Raw genomic sequence first — 20,896 nt, forward strand, 5'->3', positions numbered from 1 at the left:
GAACGAGATGCATACAACAGAGAAGCACATACCGAAATTTACTGGCAAACGTTACCGCTTGGACAAACCGGAACTGCTTGCACCGGCAGGGAATTTGGAGAAACTGAAATTTGCCATCCATTATGGGGCAGACGCCGTATACATCGGAGGACAGAAATACGGCCTTCGTTCCAACGCCGACAACTTCAGCTTTGAGGAAATGAGAGAGGGCGTGGAGTTCGCCAAGAAGTACGGAGCTAAAGTATTTGTAGCGACGAATATATATGCCCATAACGAGGATGTAGCCGGAATTGAAGAATATCTGCGCAATCTCCATGAGGTGGGGATCTCCGCCATTATCGCCGCTGATCCGATCATCGTAGATACAGCCCGGAGAGTCGTACCTGAATTGGAGGTCCACTTAAGCACCCAGCAATCCACTCTGAACTGGCAGGCCGTGCAGTTCTGGAAGGAAGAGGGACTTCCTCGTGTTGTGCTTGGCCGGGAGACGAGCTTTGAAGAGATTGCCGAGATCAAGAACCATGTGGATATTGAGATTGAAGCCTTCATTCATGGGGCCATGTGCTCTTCCTATTCTGGGCGCTGTGTATTGTCGAATCATTTCACAGACCGGGATTCCAATCGGGGGGGATGCTGCCAGTCCTGCCGCTGGAAATATGATCTGTTCGAGGATGGCCGTCCTGAGCAGGTATGGGTGTCCGAGGAAGAAGCCAGAGACAGCCGGGTTCTGCAGCAATTTAATCTGGGTGTGAACCAGCATCCATTGTTCAGCGAAGAGGATAATTCCTTCACCATGTCTTCCAAAGATCTCTGCATGATTGCGCACATTCCTGATCTCATTGATGTGGGTGTAGACAGCTTCAAGATTGAGGGACGAATGAAGTCCATTCACTACGTAGCTACCGTTGTTAATGTGTACCGGCAAGCTATTGATGCTTATATGGCAGACCCAGAGAATTATGTTCTTAGGGCGGAATGGATTGAAGAAATGAATAAGGCGGCGAACCGTCCCCTGAATACAGGATTCTTCTATGACACTCCGGACCATGAGGATCATATCTATGAACCAGAGGAAAAGGCTGCGCCATACGATTTCGCCGGACTCGTGCTTGATTATGACGAAGAGAGCAAGATGGCTACCATTCAGCAGCGCAACCATTTCAAGCCTGGACAGGAAGTCGAATTCTTCGGTCCCGGCGGCTCTGTATTCAAACAGACAGTAGGGCAAATCTGGGACGAGGATGGCAATGAATTGACTGCTGCGCGGCATCCTCTCCAGCGGATTAAGTTCAAAGTAGAGCAACCGGTGCGATATTTTGACATGATGCGGAAAAAGAAGTAACTATATTTAAGGACCCTTCTCACTTTTTGAGTAAAGGGTCTATTTTTTTTACTCTCATCTGCCGATAATATATATAGGTCCATTCATAGAATATAACATTCCATTTTACCGGGAAGATCTCCCGGAATAATCGTGATAACGCAGGCAGTTGAATGATTAATGGCAGGACTGGCCAACAAGTGGGATGACTCTAAATATGAATTTGGTGGGGGAACGAATATGAGATTAGGTCCAAACAAGAATAAGACAGAGAAAAATCAGGCACGGAAGGCTTTTGTCAAAATCGATAAGAACCAAATGATCAGACTTGGCAAGAAAGCGGTTGCAGCAGTTCGGAACATTAAGCTAGGGCCCTTGGATCCATCAAAGTCTGTAGGTGTACGTCTGTTCTTAATCTTCTTCGTTGCGATTATGTTTTTTGTTCTGACTCTCGGTATTATATCTTACCAGATGGCTAAAAGTACGATTGAGAATACAGCTAAAAATGCGAATCAGCAAACTATTATTCAGACATCAGAAAAGCTTGACATCATCCTCAAACAATATGAGAATGATATCCAACGCGTATATATGGAGACAGAGGTTCAAACTAACCTGGTTAATATCGGGAAGAAGGCTACCAGCGAGTATGACCGGTTCACTCTGTACAATACGATTTCTAAGAGATTCAAAGACTGGATTTTCACAACAGAGGGTGTACAAGGCATGTACTTGATTCCTATTGATGGTTCATTCAGAGGAATTAGCGCGGGTCCTGTTGACCAGGAGCTTCTGGAAGATTTCAAGAAGAAGTATCCAGGTAAAGAATTCTCCGATAGAGGTATTACCAAATGGGTGAGAGTGGACAAGAACGTAGCAACGAATACGGAGCCCGTATTCCGGTTAATCAAGACAATGACTACGATTGGTGGAGGAAGCAAGAGCTATTATCTGGTTGCCGATATCAGGACACAAGTGCTTAACGATCAGCTTAAGAAAATAAGCTTGGGTGACGATTCCAAGGTTCAGCTTCTGTCTCCTGATGGCAATATAGTAGCTTCATCGATTCAGGAAGAAAACAACAAGAAGACAGAATATACCGTGATCAATGGAGAGAAGAACAATTCTGGAAGCTTGTTCACCGAGAATTCCAAAGATCAGTCAGTCCTGGCTGCATATAATACACAGGTAACCTCAGGCTGGAAGGTGGTTGGTATTCTTCCAACGGCCAACTTGGTGAAAGACGCCAAAGGCATACTCCTCACCACTTTCATTTCTGCTGTAGTCGTGGCATTGATTGCGATTCTAATCGGGATCTGGATGGTTAGAATGATTGCCCGTCCACTTGGCAACATGAAGAACCTGATGCGGGAGGGTGCCACAGGAAATCTTAGTGTTCGTGTGACTCACAAGTCCAGAGACGAGATTGGCCAGCTGGCAGCAAGCTTCAACCTGATGATGGAGCATATTACTGAGCTTGTGAAGCAGACCAATGCCTCCGCTCAGGAAGTTCTGGACACAGCTAATGATCTCAGCAAGGCTTCTGACAAGACGGCCATGTCTGCTAGAGAGATTGCTATCGCTACAGAAGAAATTGCCAATGGAGCAGGAAGCCTGGCCACTGAAGCCGAGCGTGGAAATGCGCTGTCAGAGGATATTTCCAACCAGATGTATATCGTTATTGAAGCGAATCAGTCCATGCAGGAATCTGCCCGCGCAGTTGAGAAATCAAGTCATATGGGAACAGAGTTTCTAAATAATCTTATGAGTAAAACAAATTCAACAGCGGAGATTACCCAGTCCCTTAGTCAGAAGGTAGATTCGCTCAAGAACAGTACCTCTTCGGTTCTCAAGGTACTCGAGGTTATGCAGAATATCACGAAGCAGACCAACATTCTGTCCCTTAACGCAACGATTGAGGCGGCAAGAGCGGGAGCTGCCGGCCGGGGATTCATGGTTGTGGCCGATGAGATCCGTCAATTAGCAGAGCAGTCGCGTCAATCGATTACCATGGTTGCAGAGATTACGGACCAGATCCAGGATGAAATGAATCAGACGGTGACCGCGCTCGCGGCAGCTAATCCGTTATTCGCGGATCAGATCAGCTCCGTGAAGGAGACAAATGAGATCTTCGTATCCGTGCAGCAGCAAATGGAGAGCTTCCTGGACAAGCTCGGCTCCGTAACCGAATCCATCGACGGGCTGAACCAATCCCAAACGGTACTATCTGATGCTATGGCCAATGTCAGTGCTGTAGCCGAGGAGTCCTCAGCCACATCAGAGGAGGTAGCATCACTCAGTAACGAGCAGCAAAGTGTGGGACAACAATTGGTCCAATTGTCCGATAAGCTGAGCAATGTCTCGAACGGCTTAAAAGAATCTCTCTCGAAATTCAGAGTCGAATAAATTATTAAAAACAGTCCGGCCTACCACTCGAGGTAGGCCGGACTGTTTTTATGTTTTTTTGCCCCTGCCGAGTATTCAGCCTGTCCCAGGAAATAATAGGGTTAACACCTTTAGGGAAGGGGCGTATTTGTATGTCTCTAGTTCATAAGAAGCGAATATTCTATATTATGCTGGCACTTACAGCGGCTCTTGGAGTGCTTATCATCAGGCTAGGTTACCTGCAGATCACAGCGAATGGGCATCACTGGACCCGGGGAGGGCACAGCTTGAATGAAATGGCAGTACGGCAGCGCAGGAAGGGAATTGAGCTGGATCCTGGCCGGGGTCAATTCACAGATAATCAAGGAAGAATGCTTACCGGGAGTGTAATATGGACGCCGATCCTGTTCCCGGTAAGTCTTATGCCCGGGAAGGGAGCCATGTCTGAGCTTGCAGCTATATTGCAGACAACCCCAGATAAGCTGGCTAGCGAATGGGCTGACATAAAACAGCCAACGCCATGGCAAGATAGTGAAAGCGATGGGCCTATTCATCTCAGCTCTTCAGCTGTGCAAAGATTGTCTCGCTTGAAGGTTCAAGGTATCGAGGCGCTTCCGATTGTCAGGAGATACACTTCCGGTGTAACAGGAAGCCAGTGGCTTGGTTATGTCTCCGAGCAGCCTGATACCCTTAAGGGTTTACATGCTGGCCGCGGATTGCTCCGCCCTCTTCCTTTGAGTTTGAAGGTAGGAGGCGCGGGGCTTGAGAGAACCTTTGACTATTTCCTAAGAGGCGGGGAGGCAACGGAAGCATATGTAACTGTAGACGGATATAAGAGGCCTATGAAGCAGGTCGGAGTCCGGATCACTGGGCCGGACAGCCCCTATTATCCTCTGCAGATCAGGACAACGATTAACAGGGAAATCCAGAAGGAAATAGAGAAGCTGACAGAGCAGAAAAAGCTTGCGGAAGGAGCCGTTGTGGTTCTCGATGTGAACAATGGGGACATTGTTGCTATGGTATCAAGACCCTTTTACGACCCTAATCATATTGATCTAAAAGGGGAACAGTGGAGCAACCGGGCAGTTAAAGCCAGTGTTCCCGGCTCCATATTCAAGACGGTAATTGCTGCTGCCGCCCTTGAAGCACATGCGGCTGATCCGCAGGAGCAGTTCTTGTGTAAAGGGGAATATGGTAAGTATCATCTCTCCTGCTGGAAGCCGGAAGGACATGGGCCTATTACGTTGGAGCAGGGTTACATCAACTCGTGCAACACGGTATTCGCTGCCCTGGGAGAGCGGCTCAGTGCCTCTCAGATTGAGGAGACAGCACATCGTCTAGGGATTGGACGGAGTATTGGCTGGCAGGAGAAGCATTTTCTGGGGGCACAGGACATCAAGCAAATTGATCAGGAAGAAGCCGGATTAATCTTCGATCCTAAGGGAACGCTGCCGGATTCAGGTGTCCGTGCCCAGACTGCAATAGGCCAGAGGGATGTGCTTATGACCCCTTTGCAGGCAGCCAACCTGGTTGTTACCCTTCTTCATGATGGAACAGTACTCGCCCCCCGTCTCGTTAGTGAAATCAGATATGCTGACGGAAGTCTGCTTGCGGCTCTCCCACCACATACTGCGGCTTCCCAGTCGGGAAGAATCTCTTCACGAACGGCCCGAACTCTGCTTGGCTGGATGCGTGGAGTCGTCACTGATGGGACAGGAAGAATGCTTCGTAACCATGTATGGGAGCTTGCAGGCAAGTCGGGAACAGCCCAGGTTATACGGAATGGGCAAAAGCTGAATGATCAATGGTTCATGGGATACGGACCGGCAGGTAAGCCAAGGTATGCTGCGGCTGTGCTTGTCCAAAGTAAAAAACCAGGAGCAAAGCATCAGGCGACCGAGCTGTTCTATGAGCTAATGGATATAATAGCAAAAAAACTCGCCTAAATTTAAACGTCATATGATAAAATAGATTAGATACAAGGTTATGGTGAGAAGAAAAGTGGGGAGAAGCGACATGGAGACTTTGCTGCTGTGGTTATTCTACATTTCAACGTTGTATGCCTTTATACCGGGATTAATCAGCCGCATGTTCGGATTTCGTGTCTTCAGAAGAGGCAAGGGAGAGCATGAATTTGCCCTTACTTTCGATGATGGGCCTGATCCGGTCTATACTCCGCAGCTGCTGGATCTATTGAAGAAATATAATGCGAAAGCCACATTCTTCGTTGTTGGTTCAAATGCGGAGAAGAATCCGGATATCATCAAAAGGATGTACGACGAAGGCCATCTTATCGGCATTCACAACTACGTTCATAAAACCAATTGGCTTATGCGTCCAGGTACGGTGAGGAAGCAGATTAGGCGTACAGATAAGATTATTCATGAGATCACAGGATTTAATACACACTACTATAGACCGCCTTGGGGCATCGTGAACTTGTTCGATTTCTCAAGAAAGAACGATATTCAGATCGTCCTGTGGTCCTCCATGTTCGGAGACTGGAGATATCGGCTCGGCGCTGACAGTCTGGCCCGGAGAATGCTGAATAAGCTCGCTCCCGGCGAGATATTCCTGCTTCATGATTGTGGTTCCACTTTAGGGGCCAACACGGATGCTCCTGTGAACATGATGAGTGCTCTGGAGCAGGTGCTTCAGACTGCGGAGGAGCAGGGACTGCGAAGTATCAGGATCGATGATATGATTGCCCAGTCCGGCGGAGCAGCCGTGAAGCAGGGTGCGGTTAGCCGCACTCCAGCTGCAGGACCCATCAAGCTCTCCTGGTTCAAGAAGTGTGTTGTGTTCTTGTGGCTGCTGTGGGAGAAGATTTTTCATTTTGTATTTCAGCTTAAGACAACGGACAAGGAGGACCCCATCTTCCATTTCCGGGCCCGAACTTATCATGGCAACCCGGTTGACATGCGTGACGGCAGCCGGCTGGAGAGAGGGGATCAGATCCTCGAGTTGCATTTTGATAACAAAAAGTTATTTGAGATCGGGTCAACTTCCAAATCTTCCGTTCAGCTGGCCATTCACATGATTCGAGCAGTAGAAAAGGCGCTGCCAGAGCTCGCCAGGTATATTGCAGGGCACCCTGAATTAGGTCAGATTAAAGCTCTGTATGGAGTCAGCATGATCCATCGTGGACCTGAACAATTTGGCTTCACGGTATCTGATCTGCCTCAGGGATTTTTTGCAAGATCTTCAACGGCCTATTTAAAGCTCCTTATGAGTGTTATTCATCCTGCAGGACAGCAGCGACTGAAACGTCATTCCGAGCAGCTGATACCCAAGCTGATTGTGATGCCGATGAATCTGCTGCTTAGCCGCTACGCGGTAAGTGGATCCCATCGTCAAGCTGCCGATCCGGATTCCGAACCCTCGGAGCCTGTATTGGAAGCAACGATCTCATATTGACACATCAAATAAACCCTTCATCCATTGGATGAAGGGTTTATTTATTAGTTATCTATTAGATCTTCAGAACGCCGCCATTGCTTGCGTTGGTTACAAGCTTGGAATAGCGGGCCAGATAGCCAGTCTTGACTTTCGGTTCGAAGCCCTGCCACTTGGTTCTGCGTACAGCCATTTCTTCTTCGGAGACGTGAAGTTCAATCTTGCGATTGTTAAGATCCAGCTCGATAATATCGCCATCCTCAACAAATGCAATTGGTCCGCCTTCAGCCGCTTCAGGTGAGATATGCCCAATACTGATTCCGCGGGAAGCCCCTGAGAAGCGTCCATCGGTGATCAAGCCGACTTTGGCGCCAAGGCCCATACCTGCGATTTGGGAGGTAGGAGCAAGCATTTCAGGCATTCCTGGTCCGCCTTTAGGACCTTCATAACGGATAACCACGACATTGCCTTCCTTAACCTTGCCATTAGCGATGCCTTCAAGAGCCTGGTCCTGGGAATCGAAGCAGATGGCAGGACCTTTGTGATATCCGCCAACGGACGCATCAACAGCGCCCACCTTGATTACTGAGCCTTCAGGAGCAAGGTTGCCGTACAGGATAGCCAGACCGCCGCGCTCGGAGTATGGATTGTCGATGGCATGTATAACTTCAAAGTCTTGAATCTCACAGCCTTCAACATTCTCACGGATCGTCTTGCCGGTTACGGTGATCCGATCACCGTGGAAGGCGCCTGGCTTCTTGAGAAGCTCGTTGATAACCGCGCTCACGCCGCCAGCCCGGTGTACATCCTCGATAAAGTAATTGGATGCCGGAGCCAGCTTGGAGATGTGTGGAACCCGGTTGGCCACTTCGTTAATTCTCTCCAGCGGGTAATCAATGCCGGCCTCTTGCGCCAGTGCCAGGGTATGAAGCACTGTATTGGTGGAACCACCCATAGCCATATCAAGTGCAAATGCATTGTCGATCGCTTCCACGGTGACAATGTCACGAGGCTTAAGGTCAAGCTTGATCAGCTCCATCAGCTGCTTGGCAGATTGTCTTACGAAATCACGGCGTTCTTCCGATACCGCAAGAATAGTACCGTTACCCGGCAGTGCGATTCCAAGCGCTTCCGCAAGACAGTTCATGGAGTTCGCCGTGAACATGCCTGAGCAGGAACCGCAGGTTGGACAGCCGAATTGTTCAAGCTCAAGAAGTCCGGCATCGTCGATCTTGCCTGCCTGGTAAGCACCCACACCTTCAAATACCGATGTAAGGGATAGCTTGTTACCTTTGCTGTCTACGCCGGCTTTCATTGGACCGCCGCTTACGAACATGGTTGGAATGTTCACGCGGAGAGCGCCCATCATCATTCCCGGTGTGATCTTGTCACAGTTCGGGATACAGACCATTCCGTCGAACCAGTGCGCGGATACTACCGTCTCAAGGGAATCGGCAATGATCTCACGGCTTGGCAGAGAGTAGCGCATACCAATATGTCCCATGGCAATCCCGTCATCCACACCGATGGTGTTGAATTCGAAAGGCACACCGCCTGCTTCACGAATCGCTTCTTTCACAATCTTGCCAAATTCCTGCAGGTGCACGTGACCAGGCACAATATCAATATAAGAGTTACATACTGCAATGAACGGTTTATGGAAATCCTCTTCTTTGACGCCTGCTGCACGCAGCAAGCTGCGGTGAGGAGCGCGGTCGAAGCCTTTTTTAATCATGTCTGAACGCATTTTTTTATCTGCCATGATGTCGGTTATCCCCCTGTATCCTATATAATTTAAGAATGTAATCCGCTAAAGCTTTATTTCAAAGTCTATCATATGTATCGTGTTTTTTCTAGCAATTCAGCTGGGGTTCTCAAGGAATATAAAAGACTGACAGCCAAACCAGGGAAGGTTCGTATGTCAGCCGGGATTTGGAAAGCAGCTGCTGAGGTTGCGGATTACCGTTCAGCCAGACTATTTACTGGCTTTGCTGCGGGCTTCGCCGCCTTTTTTGCCAATTTGACGATAGAAATCCTTGTCATGGGACTCTGAAGTGGCTTCGCCGCCCTTTTGCCCAATTTCCTGGTAGAATTCACGGCTGTGCTTCTTGGATGTAGCTTGTCCACCTTTTTGCCCAATTTCCTGGTAAAATTCTTTACCGTGATTTTTGGCTGTAGCTTCGCCTCCCAAACGCCCTGCTTCTTCCCGACTCAGCTTACCTTTGTTGTTACGTGCCATCAAAAATCACTCCTCAGATGTAGTTAGTTATTAATTGCGTTATTTTGTATTTACCACTTTATTGGTAACTGAAACATAAAATTGCTTAAAATGGAAAAAGTAATTTATTTAAAATTTGCGCTATGTAACAGGCTTGTAAGCGCTGTAAAATGAAACGTAGATGATAAGTTAGGAGGAAGACTTATGCCCGTACTGAGAGCACAGGGATTTTCCAGACCAATTACAAGCATGCTGTTCGATAAGGATGGCACTCTTCTGGATATGCTGATGCTGTGGGGACGCTGGGCCGAGGGTGTGAACCGGCAGATGGCGGACAAGCTTGCTGAGCTGGGCGGCACGATTCCTGGAGGACTGCCCGGGCTGCTTGGCACCATTCTGGATGGGCAGGGGAGAGTAACCGGTTATGACAAGACCGGACCGCTCGCCATGGCCTCGGAAGAAGAGACTCTCGGACTTCTTGCCTGGCAGCTGTACTCAGCTGGCATTCCGTGGAATGAGGCGCTCAAGGAGGTTAGGGACATATGCCGGTCAGCAATGCATCAGGTTAGAACAGGCGGAGAGGTACAGCCGGTGGAAGGTCTTAGAGCCCTGCTTGAGCAATGCAGATCAGCAGGGGTGAAGCTGGCTGTTGTCACAACCGACTGCACCGCGAATGCGCGTCAGCATTTGGAAGCAATGTCGATCGGACATTATTTTGACAGTATAGTAGGCCGTGACAAGGTTACTACTGGAAAGCCGGCGCCGGACCTGGTCAGGCTGGCATGCAGGGAGCTGGGCACCTTGCCAGAGGAGGCAGTGGTCATAGGGGACAGCAATGCGGATATGCAGATGGGACGGGCGGCTGGTGCGGCGGTCACGATCGGTTATGGTGAAGGAGAACAGTCAAGGGCGTATCTGCTTGATGCCGATGTTGTGATCTCCAGTTATCTGGAGCTGGATATCGAGCCCTAGATTTATCCATAGTACTTGGCTACCGTACAGGAAACAGGATGAATAGAAGATAAGGAGGTCATTATGAATTATGGACACACTGAAGCTGGATATGCTGGCGAAATGGGTCGATGCAAGCTCCCGGGTTGTCTTTTTTGGTGGAGCGGGTGTCTCGACCGAGAGCGGCATACCTGATTTTCGCTCCGCGGCAGGAATCTATCAATCTGAACACAATTCTCCATATACGCCCGAGGATATATTGAGCCGCCGCTTTTTTGACAGGCATCCGGAGATTTTTTATGACTTCTATAGATCCAAAATGCTGCACCCTGAGGCGCAGCCCAACCCGGCTCACCGGTTGCTGGCAAGTCTTGAACGCCAGGGCATACTTGATATGGTCATTACCCAGAACATAGACGGGCTGCATCAGTTGGCAGGCAGTACCCGTGTGCAGGAGCTGCATGGTTCAATTCACCGGAATCATTGCATGGATTGCGCCCGTTTTTATACATTGAAGGATGTATGCAGCAGTAAGAACGTAGTTCCAGTATGTACAGTCTGCGGCGGCGTGATTAAGCCGGATGTTGTACTCTATGGTGAGAGCCTGGATGATGAGGTTATTCAGCAATCCGTGCTGGCGATCCAGCGGGCGGATCTAATGATTATTGGCGGGACTTCTCTGACCGTACAGCCTGCCGCCAGCATGGTGTCCTACTTCTCTGGGGGGCATGTGGTTCTGATTAATGCTTCCTCAACGGCGTATGATCACAAGGCGGATCTGTTAATAACAGATCCAATTGGGGTCGTAATGGAGACCATGGCACAGAGCCTGAAGCTTAAGATCTGACTTTGATAACGGTCTCCTGCAAGAAAACGGTTTCTTGCCAAAGAGCCAGTGTAAGACTATGATTTGAAGTATAGCTTAAGAACAAAGGTCCAATTAAGTAAATATGCTGCACAGCAACAACAGAAAGGTAGGAGAAAGCATGGTATACACAGCAAGTGAAGACCGCTATGAGAGCATGAAATATAACCGTGTGGGCAGGTCCGGCCTTAAGCTGCCGGCGATTTCTCTGGGGCTTTGGCATAATTTCGGCGGCACCGACAGGTTCGAGAACGGAAGGGAGATGATCCGAAGAGCATTTGATCTCGGCATCACTCATTTTGATTTGGCAAATAATTATGGTCCTCCTCCGGGTTCGGCCGAAGAGATGTTCGGACAGGTTCTGAAGAAGGATCTGGCTCCTTACCGGGATGAGCTGGTCATCTCCTCGAAGGCAGGCTACTACATGTGGCCTGGACCGTATGGCGAGTGGGGTTCCCGCAAATATCTAATATCAAGTCTTGATCAGAGCCTGAAGCGGATGGGGCTTGAGTACGTGGACATATTTTATTCACACCGGTTCGACCCGGATACTCCGCTTGAAGAGACGATGATGGCGCTGGATCACATTGTGCGCTCAGGTAAAGCCCTGTACGCCGGGATCTCGAGTTACTCTGCCGAACAGACCGCGGAGGCGATTGCCATCCTCAAAGAGCTTGGCACGCCGCTTCTTATCCACCAGCCGAATTACTCGATGCTTGACAGGTGGATCGAGAACGGGCTGCAGGATGTGCTTGAAGAGAATGGGGTGGGAAGCATTGCATTCTGTCCTCTAGCCCAGGGCATGCTTACTTCGAAGTATTTGAACGGGATTCCCGAGAATTCCCGGGCAGCCAGTCCAACAGGAGCCCTGCAGGAGAACCAGATCACCCCGGAAGCTCTTCGCAAAATACGGGCATTGAACCAGATCGCCGCATCCCGCGGTCAGAGTCTGGCCCAGTTCGCTCTTGCATGGGTGCTGCGCGGAGGTAAGGTGACCTCGGCCCTTATCGGAGCAAGCCGGGTAAGCCAGATCGAAGAGAATGTGGCGGCGCTGAGCAATTCCGATTTCTCAGAGGAAGAGCTGGCCCGAATTGAGACCATACTGAAGACAGAGAGTTAAGAAGCTGCAATTCCATAGGTGTTCATTCACAGCCGTCCCCCTTGTACAAGGAGGGCGGTTTTTGCTGATTCATGGAGCTATTCATCGGTTGATTCTGCTTCGGATACTGACTTGCGGTAGCTGCTTGGCGATCTCCCCTGCAGGCGGCTGAACTGGCGGGAGAAATAGAGCGCATCGGGCAGACCTACGGAGGCCGCTACCTGTTCAATTGATAACTCCGGACGATCACGAAGCAGCTCCCGGGCTTTATCCATTCTTAGCTGCAGCAAATAACTAACGGGAGATACACCGATCTGCTGCTTGAAAATTCTTGACAGGTAGGCCCGGTTATACCCCATGCTGGCCGACATCTGCTCAATGGATACGGGATAGGCATATTGGCTGCTCATATACTGGATCATCTGCTTGACCACCTGCTGCACCCTTGACTTTCCGCTGGCATACCCCGATTGTACCCTCAGCTTCTCTTCAGCTTCGGCCATTATCATATAGAGACACCCGAGCGAGGTGAGATCCGCATGGCTGCTGTTCTTGCGGAACGCCCGGAGTACGGATTTCAAGAGCCCGGGTATAGCGCTGTCCCCGGAGGAGCGCAGTACCGGCTGCTCCAGCCGGAAGCCGGCACGCAGGACAAGCTCATCCGCACCGGTACCGGCGAAGGCAATCCAGCGGTAACGCCATGGATCAGCTGGATCGGAGACATAGCTGACCAGCTGATCAGGGTGGATCAGGAATCCTTCGCCAGCCTTCAGATCAAAGGCGCTGAACTCAGTACGGTAAGTTCCGCGGCCCTTTTCCACAAAATGAAATAAATAAAAGTTATAAACCTTGGGTCCAAGATGATGATTAGGAGGGGTCTGACTCTCTCCCGAGAATAGTACATGAAGCTCGGCCGTGCCCGAATATAAAGGGTTAGCTGCAGCGTTGTAGGTTTCTGAATTCATCAGCATGTCGCTCCTGCTCTATGAATGATTTGTATACAGTGTAGCTTTAAAAGTCACATTTATCCATATTTATCACGCATAGATGCATTTCAGCAAGAGGACCTATCTAATATAATTAGGTCATAATTTATAACCACCAAGGACGGAGTGAGCGAGCTTGAGTCAATCACATTTGCAGCAGTCATTTCTATCTGAGTTTGGGGAGAGCAGTGAGCCGATCAGGTATTTTCAGGCGCCGGGACGTGTCAATCTGATTGGGGAGCATATCGATTACAACGGAGGTTATGTGCTTCCAGCTGCTCTCGAGTTCGGGACAACTTTAGCTATCCGCAAGCGGGAGGATAACCGCATCAAGTTCAGATCGCTGAATCTGCCTTATGAAGCCGAGCTTGAAGTTCAGGATCTGGGAAAGGCCAAGACAGGGGAATGGATCGATTATCCTGTCGGTGTCATCGTGGAGCTATGCAAGCTTGGCGTGACACTGGCCTCGGGTTATGAATTGATGTTCGAAGGCCAGATCCCGAATGGTGCAGGCCTCTCCTCATCGGCATCTCTCGAAGTAGTTACGGCATATGCCTTGTTGTCAATGGAGGAGCAGGAGCTTAGCCGGGTTGATATCGCTGTGCTGTCCCAAAAGGCCGAGAACCAGTACGTTGGCGTCAACAGTGGAATCATGGATCAATTCGCAGTGGCCAATGGGGCAACAGATCATGCCATTCTGCTTATGTGCGGTACGCTGGAACACCGCCTGGTTCCTTTTGTGACAGGTTCTTACAAGCTCGTGATCGGAAACACGAACAAGCGCCGTGGCTTGGTTGACTCGAAATATAATGAACGCCGGACGGAATGTGATCAGGCACTGGAGTTTATTAAGACGAAGCTGCCGGATTTGAATTACTTGGCGGACCTTAGTCCCGAAGAGTTCTCAGCCTATGGATCTGATCTTAAGAATCAGATTCTGCAGAACAGAGCCAGACATGTCGTTGAAGAGAATGCGAGAGTACTTCTTTCTGTGGAGGCTCTTAGCAGGAATGATCTCCATCTATTCGGACAATACATGAACGAGTCCCATGATTCCCTGCGTGACCTGTACGAAGTAAGCTGCCGGGAGCTGGATGTTATGGTGGATGAAGCGAGACGGATTCCCGGGACACTGGGTTCGCGGATGACAGGGGCAGGGTTTGGCGGCTGCACAGTCTCTCTGGTTCATGAGGACGATGTAGCTCGATTCATAGAGCAAGTTGGGACAGCTTATGAGCAGCGTACCGGTCTTCGGGGCGAATTCTATGTATGCGGAGTCGGCAACGGTGTACATGAATTAAAGGAGGACAATTAACATGGCTATTCTCGTAACAGGCGGTGCAGGCTATATCGGTTCACATACGGTAGCTGAGCTGCTGGCGCGTGGAGAGGAAGTTGTCGTCATTGATAATCTCCAGTCCGGACATAGGGAATCTCTTCTGGGCGGCAAGCTGTATGAAGGGGACTTAAGAGACAAAGGCCTGCTGGCCAAATTATTCTCAGAGAATGAGATTGATGCGGTTATCCATTTCGCTGCGAACTCCCTGGTGGGAGAGAGTATGCAGAAGCCGGTCAAATACTACGATAACAACGTCTATGGCACGCTGTGTCTGCTTGAAGCGATGGAAGAAGCCGGTGTCCGGCGGATTGTATTCTCATCTACAGCAGCCACTTACGGAGAACCCGAGAAGGTGCCAATTGTGGAGACGGACCGCACTGAGCCGACCAATGTCTACGGGGAGACCAAGCTCACTATGGAGCGCATGATGAAATGGTTCGAGCAGGTTCTTGGCATCAAATACGTGTCTCTCAGATACTTCAATGCGGCTGGTGCTCATGACAGCGGCAGAATTGGCGAGGACCATCGCCCGGAAAGTCACCTTGTCCCGTTGATTCTGCAGACGGCGCTGGGCCAGCGACAGGAGATTGCCATCTTCGGTGAGGACTACCCGACTTCTGATGGAACCTGCATTCGTGACTACATCCATGTAAGCGATCTTGCTGACGCGCATGTGCTTGCTGTACAGCATTTGAGAAGCGGAGCGGAGAGCAATGTATTCAACCTGGGTAATGGCCAGGGCTTCTCGGTCAAAGAAGTGATTGCTAAGGTTAAGGAAGTGACGGGCGTAGATTTCAAGGTTACCGTTCATCCCAGACGCGCAGGGGATCCGGCCGTGCTTGTAGCTTCCTCGGAGAAAGCCAGAACCGTTCTCGGCTGGAATCCTTCTCGTAGTGAGCTTGGACATATTATACAGTCAGCCTGGGAATGGCACAGTGCCAATCCGCAGGGCTATGACCCGAAGTGAGGGATGAGGCATGAGACTTGCGAATCAGCATGAACTTACAGAGGTAGAACGGGTACAGCTTGCCATTGAACAGCTGGTCCACTATGCGCTTCAACGCGGGCTTATTCAGGAGTATGATGCGGATTATAGCCGCAATCGGCTGCTTGAGCTGTTCTTGCTGGATGAGCCTTACCAGAATGAGATACATGGGGACTTGGCATGTCCGCTTCATCATTTGCTTGAAACCCTGATTGATTATGGTTGCAAGAACGGACTGGTTCCCGAGGACTCGGTGACTTACCGGGATCTGCTTGATGCCAGAATTATGGGTCATCTTATGGCCCGTCCATCCGAGGTTATCCGTTCCTTCCGGGACACGGAGCGCAGCAGCGGCATAGCCGCGGCTACAGATGCTTTCTATAAGTTGTCCGTAGATTCCAATTATATCCGTATGGACCGTGTTGCGGAGAATGTGTATTGGAGGAAGGAGACCCCGTTCGGGGAGATGGAGATTACAATCAATCTGTCCAAGCCCGAGAAGAATCCGAAGGAGATTGCGATGGCGAAGCTGCTGCCGCCTCCGATATATCCGAAATGTCAGCTATGCCGGGAAAATGTAGGCTATGCCGGCCGGCTCAATCATCCAGCCCGGCAGAATTTGCGGATTATCCCGCTGACGCTTAATGATGAGCCATGGTTTTTCCAGTACTCTCCTTATGTGTATTACAATGAACACTCGATTGTCTTCCATCATGATCATGTACCGATGAAGCTGACCAGGGACACGTTCAAGCGGCTGCTTGATTTCGTAGGCCAGTTCCCTCATTACTTTATTGGCTCTAATGCCGATCTTCCGATCGTTGGCGGATCGATTCTGACCCATGATCATTTCCAGGCTGGACGGCATGTATTCCCACTCCAGAAAGCGACGGGGCAGGCGCAGTTCCATCATCCTAATTTCAGCGGCGTTAGCCTGAGACCAGTGAAATGGCCAATGTCTGTCTTAAGGCTTGGCTGCAGCAGTCCCGAGAAGCTTCTTGAAGCGGCGAATGAGCTGTATGAGCAGTGGAAGGGATACAGCAATCCCGAGGTTGGCATACAGGCTTATTCCGAAGTGGATGGGGTACAAGTCCCTCATAATACGGTAACCCCGATCGTAAGACGCCGGGAGAACGGGGAGTATGAGATGGATATCGTGCTTCGCAACAACCGCACAAGTGAGGAGCATCCGGAGGGGATATTCCATGCACACCGGGAAATGCACCATATTAAGAAAGAGAACATCGGCCTGATCGAAGTCATGGGCCTCGCTATTCTTCCCGGACGACTCAAGCATGAGCTTGCGGGAATAGCCAGCATTCTGGCCGGGGATAATGAATTATATAACAAGGTTAAGCAGGACGGTGTTCCTGAGTTGATTACGCATGCCGCCTGGATTGAAGAACTTGCCGCCAAGCATGGCACACAGCTTGAGCCTAAGGAAGCTGAAGAGCTGCTCCGCCAAGAGGTTGGCGGTATATTTACCGAGATTCTGGGTCATGCGGGCGTGTTCAAACAGACGGAGGAAGGACAACGTGCGCTCCAGCTGTTCCTGACAAGCTGCGGATATGAGAAGTCGTCCTGACGGGGCGGCTTTTCGTTTGGACTCCGAATTTGTTTATAGGAATACAAGGAAGTATAATCACAAGTGTATTCATTTTTTGCAATTTACCAATGAAAGAGGGACGGACCCGGGGATCGCCAGGTTCATTCTATCTTCAAGAACACGGAGGGATAACAGATGGAAGCATTTGAATTTCATAATCCGACGAGACTTATATTTGGCAAAGGGCAGCTGGACGCACTGAAGAAAGAAGTTCCTAAATTCGGCAGCAAGGTCCTGCTTGTATATGGCGGTGGAAGCATCAAACGCAGCAGTCTGTACGATCGTGTTCTCCAAATTCTGAACGAGATTGGCGCCAACGTGACCGAGCTTGCCGGTGTTGAACCCAACCCTCGCCTGTCAACGGTACATAAAGGAGTAGAGCTGTGCCGGACACACGGCACCGAGCTGATTCTGGCTGTAGGCGGAGGCAGTGTGATTGACTGTGCCAAGGCCATTGCGGTGGGTGCCAAATATGAAGGGGACATGTGGGATTTCGCTGAACGCAAAGCGGCTGCCAAGGATGGACTCCCGCTAGGGACCGTGCTCACGATGGCAGCGACAGGTTCCGAGATGAATGCGGGCTCGGTCATCACGAACGATCAGACCCAGGAGAAGCTGGGCTGGGGCAGTCCTTACGCATTTCCTGCATTCTCTATCCTTGATCCGGAACACACCTTCTCATTACCTAGAGATCAGACTGTATACGGAATTGTGGACATCATGTCCCATGTGCTGGAGCATTACTTCCATGTTCCTACGAACTCGCCGGTCCAGGATGGCTTCTGTGAGACTATTCTTAGAACGGTCATCGAGACAGCTCCGAAGCTGGTTGAAGATCTGCACAATTATGAGCACCGCGCGACAATCATGTACTGCGGGACCATGGCGCTTAACGGCATTCTGAATATGGGAACCCGTGGGGACTGGGCCACCCATAATATCGAACATGCTGTGTCTGCGGTATACGACATTCCGCATGGGGGCGGCTTGGCCATCCTGTTCCCGAACTGGATGAAGCACAATCTGCAGGTGGATGTATCCCGGTTCAAACGTCTTGCGGTAAATGTATTTGATGTGGAGACCGGAGGCAAATCCGATGAGCAGATTGCCCTCGATGGTATCGAGGCCCTGCGTTCCTTCTGGAACTCCATTGGCGCGCCTAGCACATTGAAAGATTACGATATTGATGACAGCCAGCTGGACGTTATGGCTGAGAAAGCTGTTAAATTTGGTCCTTTCGGCAATTTTGCGAAGCTTGACAAGCAAGACGTGCTGGAGATCTATAGAGCTTCTCTCTAAGAATAAATAGCGGTCAAAAGGTTACTTGATAATTTAAAGAAGCAGCTCGTTCCTCATTGGAGGACGGGTTGCTTTGTTATACCAGCTCTCCAACTCTATCTGCTCTTGTGATAGATATAAATAGCTCTCCATCATTTATTCCGTTAACTCATAGATATAAGTCTATTCATTTTACAATCCAGTAATTTAGCTTTTACACGCACAGTTAGAAGGAGGATGAGAGTTTGTCTATTCAATTCGATACCAGCCGGCAAATATTCCATTTGCAGACGGATAATACAAGCTACGTGATTCAGATTGTACGCGGTTATGCCGCCCAGCTCTATTGGGGGAAGAGGATTAGAAGTATTTCTTCAGCAAGCTCGCTTCGTTATGTTGATCGCTCTTTCTCACCTAATATTGATCCTGATGATGCAGCCTTCTCTCTGGACGTTCTTCCACAAGAGTATCCGGCGTATGGACATACGGATTTCAGAAATCCGGCCTATCAGATCCAGCTTGAGAATGGGACCACCGTTACAGACCTGAAATATAACACCCACCGGATAATCAAGGGAAAGCCTCCGGTAGCCGGGCTGCCGGCCACCTATGTGGAGCAGGCTGAAGAGGCAGATACGCTCGAAATAGAGCTGGTTGATTCTGTGATTAACCTTAAAGTGATCTTGACTTACAGCGTATTTGAGAAATTGAATGCGATTACAAGATCGGTGAACTTCACAAATGAAGGCAAGCAGGATCTGAAAATTCTGCGTGCGTTAAGCATGAGTGTCGACCTGCCGGATGATCAGTACGACGTGCTGCATCTCTCCGGCGCCTGGGCTGATGAGCGAAATGTTGAGCGGAGACCCCTTACCCGTGGTCATCAATTAATCGAGAGTAGGCGGGGAGCCAGCAGCCATCAGCAGAACCCGTTCCTTGCACTGCTGCGTCAAGGAGCAGATGAGAATCAAGGCGAAGTTTACGGTTTCAGTCTGGTCTACAGCGGGAATTTCGTGGCAGGGGTCGAAGTGGATCAATACCGCACTTCCCGGGTATCGCTCGGAATTAATCCCTTCGACTTCTCGTGGCTGCTTAATCCCGGGGAGAGCTTCCAGACTCCGGAAGCGGTGACAGTCTATTCCGATCAAGGTCTTGGCGGCATGTCGCGAACCTATCATAAGCTGTACCGGACACGACTTGCCCGCGGAGAATTCCGGGATAAGGAACGTCCGATTCTCATTAATAACTGGGAAGCGACGTATTTCAACTTCAATGCGGACAAGATCGAGAGTATCGCGAAGAAGGGGAGAGAACTGGGAATAGAACTCTTCGTGCTCGATGACGGCTGGTTCGGGCACCGGGATAATGACAAGACCTCACTAGGAGACTGGTTCGTAGACAAGAGCAAGCTGCCAGGGGGACTCGAAGATCTGGTTAACCGGGTCACGAGCCTCGGTATGAAGTTCGGACTCTGGTTCGAGCCGGAGATGATCTCAGAGGACAGTGAGCTCTATCGCAGTCATCCCGACTGGTGCCTGCATGTGCCAGACCGCAGCAGATCGACAGGAAGGAACCAGCTGGTGCTCGACTTCTCCCGGGAGGAAGTCGGCGATGCCGTAATACAGATGGTATCCGCTATTCTAAGCAGTGCCCCGATCACTTATGTGAAATGGGATATGAACCGGCATATGACCGAAGTAGGCTCGCCTGATCTTCCAGCTGAGCGTCAGCGGGAGACCGCACACCGTTATATGCTAGGTCTGTACCGGGTGATGGAGGCGATCACAAGCCGATTCCCGCACATTCTGTTCGAGAGCTGCTCGGGCGGAGGCGGGCGATTTGATCCAGGGATTCTATACTACATGCCGCAGACGTGGACAAGCGACAATACGGATGCGGTCTGCCGGCTGAAGATTCAATATGGAACGAGTATAGTGTATCCAGTCAGCTCCATGGGATCGCATGTCTCGGCAGTGCCTAATCATCAGGTGCACCGTCATACCTCGCTGAAGATGCGCGGAGATGTGGCGCTTTCCGGGAATTTCGGCTATGAACTGGACTTAACGAAGTTCACACCAGAAGAAGAGGAACTTGTGAAGCAGCAGGTGGCCTTCTATAAAGAGACACGAGGTCTGATCCAGTTCGGGGAATATTATCGCTTAAGAAGCCCATTTGAGGGCAATGATACAGGGTGGATGTTCGTGTCGGAGGATCAGAGCGAGGCAATCGTCATGTACTTCAAGGTATTGGCCCAGCCTAATGCTCCGCTGGACACTCTGAGACTGAGGGGCCTTAATCCGGACTATGATTACAAAGTTAGCGGGCTTGAGCAGCCGGCAGGCGGTGATGCGCTGATGTACGCCGGTCTGAACATCCCGCGGCTTGAGGGGGATTTCCAGAGCTTGGTATGGACCTTAAGGAAGGTGTAGCCAGCCGTTGCGTTCCGGTTAATTATGGAATGCGCCGT

The 20,896-nt window shown here is 50.2% G+C and carries 15 protein-coding genes; 12 read left to right on the forward strand and 3 right to left on the reverse strand.

The window, feature by feature from the left end:
* Positions 1 to 7 precede the first annotated feature (7 nt).
* From LDO05_RS05920 to LDO05_RS05935, 4 genes are all read left to right on the forward strand, one after another.
* Positions 8 to 1,342, forward strand: a complete 1,335-nt coding sequence (locus LDO05_RS05920) for a peptidase U32 family protein (RefSeq protein ID WP_251377943.1) — start codon at positions 8 to 10, stop codon at positions 1,340 to 1,342.
* Positions 1,343 to 1,561: 219 nt separating this feature from the next.
* Positions 1,562 to 3,727, forward strand: a complete 2,166-nt coding sequence (locus LDO05_RS05925) for a methyl-accepting chemotaxis protein (protein WP_251377944.1) — start codon at positions 1,562 to 1,564, stop codon at positions 3,725 to 3,727.
* Between the two features lie 131 nt (positions 3,728 to 3,858).
* Entirely contained in the window at positions 3,859 to 5,652 is a 1,794-nt protein-coding gene (locus LDO05_RS05930) for a peptidoglycan D,D-transpeptidase FtsI family protein (protein ID WP_251377945.1), read from the forward strand.
* Between the two features lie 70 nt (positions 5,653 to 5,722).
* The gene (locus LDO05_RS05935) at positions 5,723 to 7,123 is read left to right on the forward strand and encodes a polysaccharide deacetylase family protein (protein WP_251377946.1); all 1,401 of its coding nucleotides are present in this window, start codon (positions 5,723 to 5,725) and stop codon (positions 7,121 to 7,123) included.
* Positions 7,124 to 7,178: 55 nt separating this feature from the next.
* Here LDO05_RS05935 and ilvD read toward each other — a convergent pair whose 3' ends face one another.
* Complete coding sequence (ilvD, locus tag LDO05_RS05940; RefSeq protein ID WP_251377947.1) at positions 7,179 to 8,864, reverse strand: dihydroxy-acid dehydratase; 1,686 nt, start codon at positions 8,862 to 8,864, stop codon at positions 7,179 to 7,181.
* A gap of 213 nt (positions 8,865 to 9,077) precedes the next feature.
* The gene (locus LDO05_RS05945; RefSeq protein ID WP_481857022.1) at positions 9,078 to 9,341 is read right to left on the reverse strand and encodes a KGG domain-containing protein; all 264 of its coding nucleotides are present in this window, start codon (positions 9,339 to 9,341) and stop codon (positions 9,078 to 9,080) included.
* A 183-nt stretch (positions 9,342 to 9,524) separates the two neighbouring features.
* Between LDO05_RS05945 and LDO05_RS05950 the strand changes: the two genes are divergently transcribed.
* The 3 genes from LDO05_RS05950 (at position 9,525) to mgrA (ending at position 12,256) form a co-directional block, all read left to right on the forward strand.
* Positions 9,525 to 10,292, forward strand: coding sequence for an HAD family hydrolase (locus LDO05_RS05950; protein WP_251377948.1), 768 nt, complete (start codon positions 9,525 to 9,527; stop codon positions 10,290 to 10,292).
* 70 nt (positions 10,293 to 10,362) lie between these two features.
* Positions 10,363 to 11,118 (forward strand): NAD-dependent protein deacylase, encoded by a 756-nt coding sequence (locus LDO05_RS05955; protein WP_251377949.1) that lies wholly within the window; start codon positions 10,363 to 10,365, stop codon positions 11,116 to 11,118.
* A 139-nt stretch (positions 11,119 to 11,257) separates the two neighbouring features.
* A complete protein-coding gene (gene mgrA / locus LDO05_RS05960; protein WP_251377950.1) occupies positions 11,258 to 12,256 on the forward strand; it encodes an L-glyceraldehyde 3-phosphate reductase in 999 nt (332 codons plus the stop codon).
* Between the two features lie 77 nt (positions 12,257 to 12,333).
* Here mgrA and LDO05_RS05965 read toward each other — a convergent pair whose 3' ends face one another.
* Positions 12,334 to 13,206: an AraC family transcriptional regulator gene (locus LDO05_RS05965; protein WP_251377951.1), complete on the reverse strand. Its 873-nt coding sequence runs from the start codon at positions 13,204 to 13,206 to the stop codon at positions 12,334 to 12,336.
* Between the two features lie 151 nt (positions 13,207 to 13,357).
* On the opposite strand from LDO05_RS05965, the gene LDO05_RS05970 reads away from it, so the two are divergent.
* The 5 genes from LDO05_RS05970 to LDO05_RS05990 all read left to right on the forward strand — a co-directional run bounded on the left by LDO05_RS05970 (position 13,358) and on the right by LDO05_RS05990 (position 20,858).
* Positions 13,358 to 14,536, forward strand: coding sequence for a galactokinase (locus LDO05_RS05970; protein ID WP_251377952.1), 1,179 nt, complete (start codon positions 13,358 to 13,360; stop codon positions 14,534 to 14,536).
* A gap of 1 nt (position 14,537) precedes the next feature.
* On the forward strand, positions 14,538 to 15,527 hold the full coding sequence (galE, locus tag LDO05_RS05975; RefSeq protein WP_251377953.1) for a UDP-glucose 4-epimerase GalE: 990 nt from the start codon (positions 14,538 to 14,540) through the stop codon (positions 15,525 to 15,527).
* A 10-nt stretch (positions 15,528 to 15,537) separates the two neighbouring features.
* Positions 15,538 to 17,130, forward strand: coding sequence for a UDP-glucose--hexose-1-phosphate uridylyltransferase (locus LDO05_RS05980; protein WP_251377954.1), 1,593 nt, complete (start codon positions 15,538 to 15,540; stop codon positions 17,128 to 17,130).
* A 156-nt stretch (positions 17,131 to 17,286) separates the two neighbouring features.
* Complete coding sequence (locus LDO05_RS05985; protein WP_251377955.1) at positions 17,287 to 18,450, forward strand: iron-containing alcohol dehydrogenase; 1,164 nt, start codon at positions 17,287 to 17,289, stop codon at positions 18,448 to 18,450.
* Positions 18,451 to 18,674: 224 nt separating this feature from the next.
* Positions 18,675 to 20,858, forward strand: coding sequence for an alpha-galactosidase (locus tag LDO05_RS05990; RefSeq protein ID WP_251377956.1), 2,184 nt, complete (start codon positions 18,675 to 18,677; stop codon positions 20,856 to 20,858).
* The last annotated feature ends 38 nt before the right edge of the window (positions 20,859 to 20,896 follow it).

Origin of the sequence: Paenibacillus sp. YPG26 (genome assembly GCF_023704175.1) — a bacterium.
Lineage (GTDB): Bacteria > Bacillota > Bacilli > Paenibacillales > Paenibacillaceae > Fontibacillus.

Bases quoted from the DNA above. Each gene is read 5' to 3' on its own strand.
- ilvD (WP_251377947.1), bottom strand. From the start codon at position 8,864: ATGGCAGATAAAAAAATGCGTTCAGACATGATTAAAAAAGGCTTCGAC.
- LDO05_RS05950 (WP_251377948.1), top strand. From the start codon at position 9,525: ATGCCCGTACTGAGAGCACAGGGATTTTCCAGACCAATTACAAGCATG.
- LDO05_RS05980 (WP_251377954.1), top strand. From the start codon at position 15,538: ATGAGACTTGCGAATCAGCATGAACTTACAGAGGTAGAACGGGTACAG.
- mgrA (WP_251377950.1), top strand. From the start codon at position 11,258: ATGGTATACACAGCAAGTGAAGACCGCTATGAGAGCATGAAATATAAC.
- LDO05_RS05930 (WP_251377945.1), top strand. From the start codon at position 3,859: ATGTCTCTAGTTCATAAGAAGCGAATATTCTATATTATGCTGGCACTT.
- LDO05_RS05925 (WP_251377944.1), top strand. From the start codon at position 1,562: ATGAGATTAGGTCCAAACAAGAATAAGACAGAGAAAAATCAGGCACGG.
- LDO05_RS05985 (WP_251377955.1), top strand. From the start codon at position 17,287: ATGGAAGCATTTGAATTTCATAATCCGACGAGACTTATATTTGGCAAA.
- LDO05_RS05955 (WP_251377949.1), top strand. From the start codon at position 10,363: ATGGACACACTGAAGCTGGATATGCTGGCGAAATGGGTCGATGCAAGC.
- LDO05_RS05965 (WP_251377951.1), bottom strand. From the start codon at position 13,206: ATGCTGATGAATTCAGAAACCTACAACGCTGCAGCTAACCCTTTATAT.
- LDO05_RS05945 (WP_481857022.1), bottom strand. From the start codon at position 9,341: ATGGCACGTAACAACAAAGGTAAGCTGAGTCGGGAAGAAGCAGGGCGT.
- galE (WP_251377953.1), top strand. From the start codon at position 14,538: ATGGCTATTCTCGTAACAGGCGGTGCAGGCTATATCGGTTCACATACG.
- LDO05_RS05920 (WP_251377943.1), top strand. From the start codon at position 8: ATGCATACAACAGAGAAGCACATACCGAAATTTACTGGCAAACGTTAC.
- LDO05_RS05935 (WP_251377946.1), top strand. From the start codon at position 5,723: ATGGAGACTTTGCTGCTGTGGTTATTCTACATTTCAACGTTGTATGCC.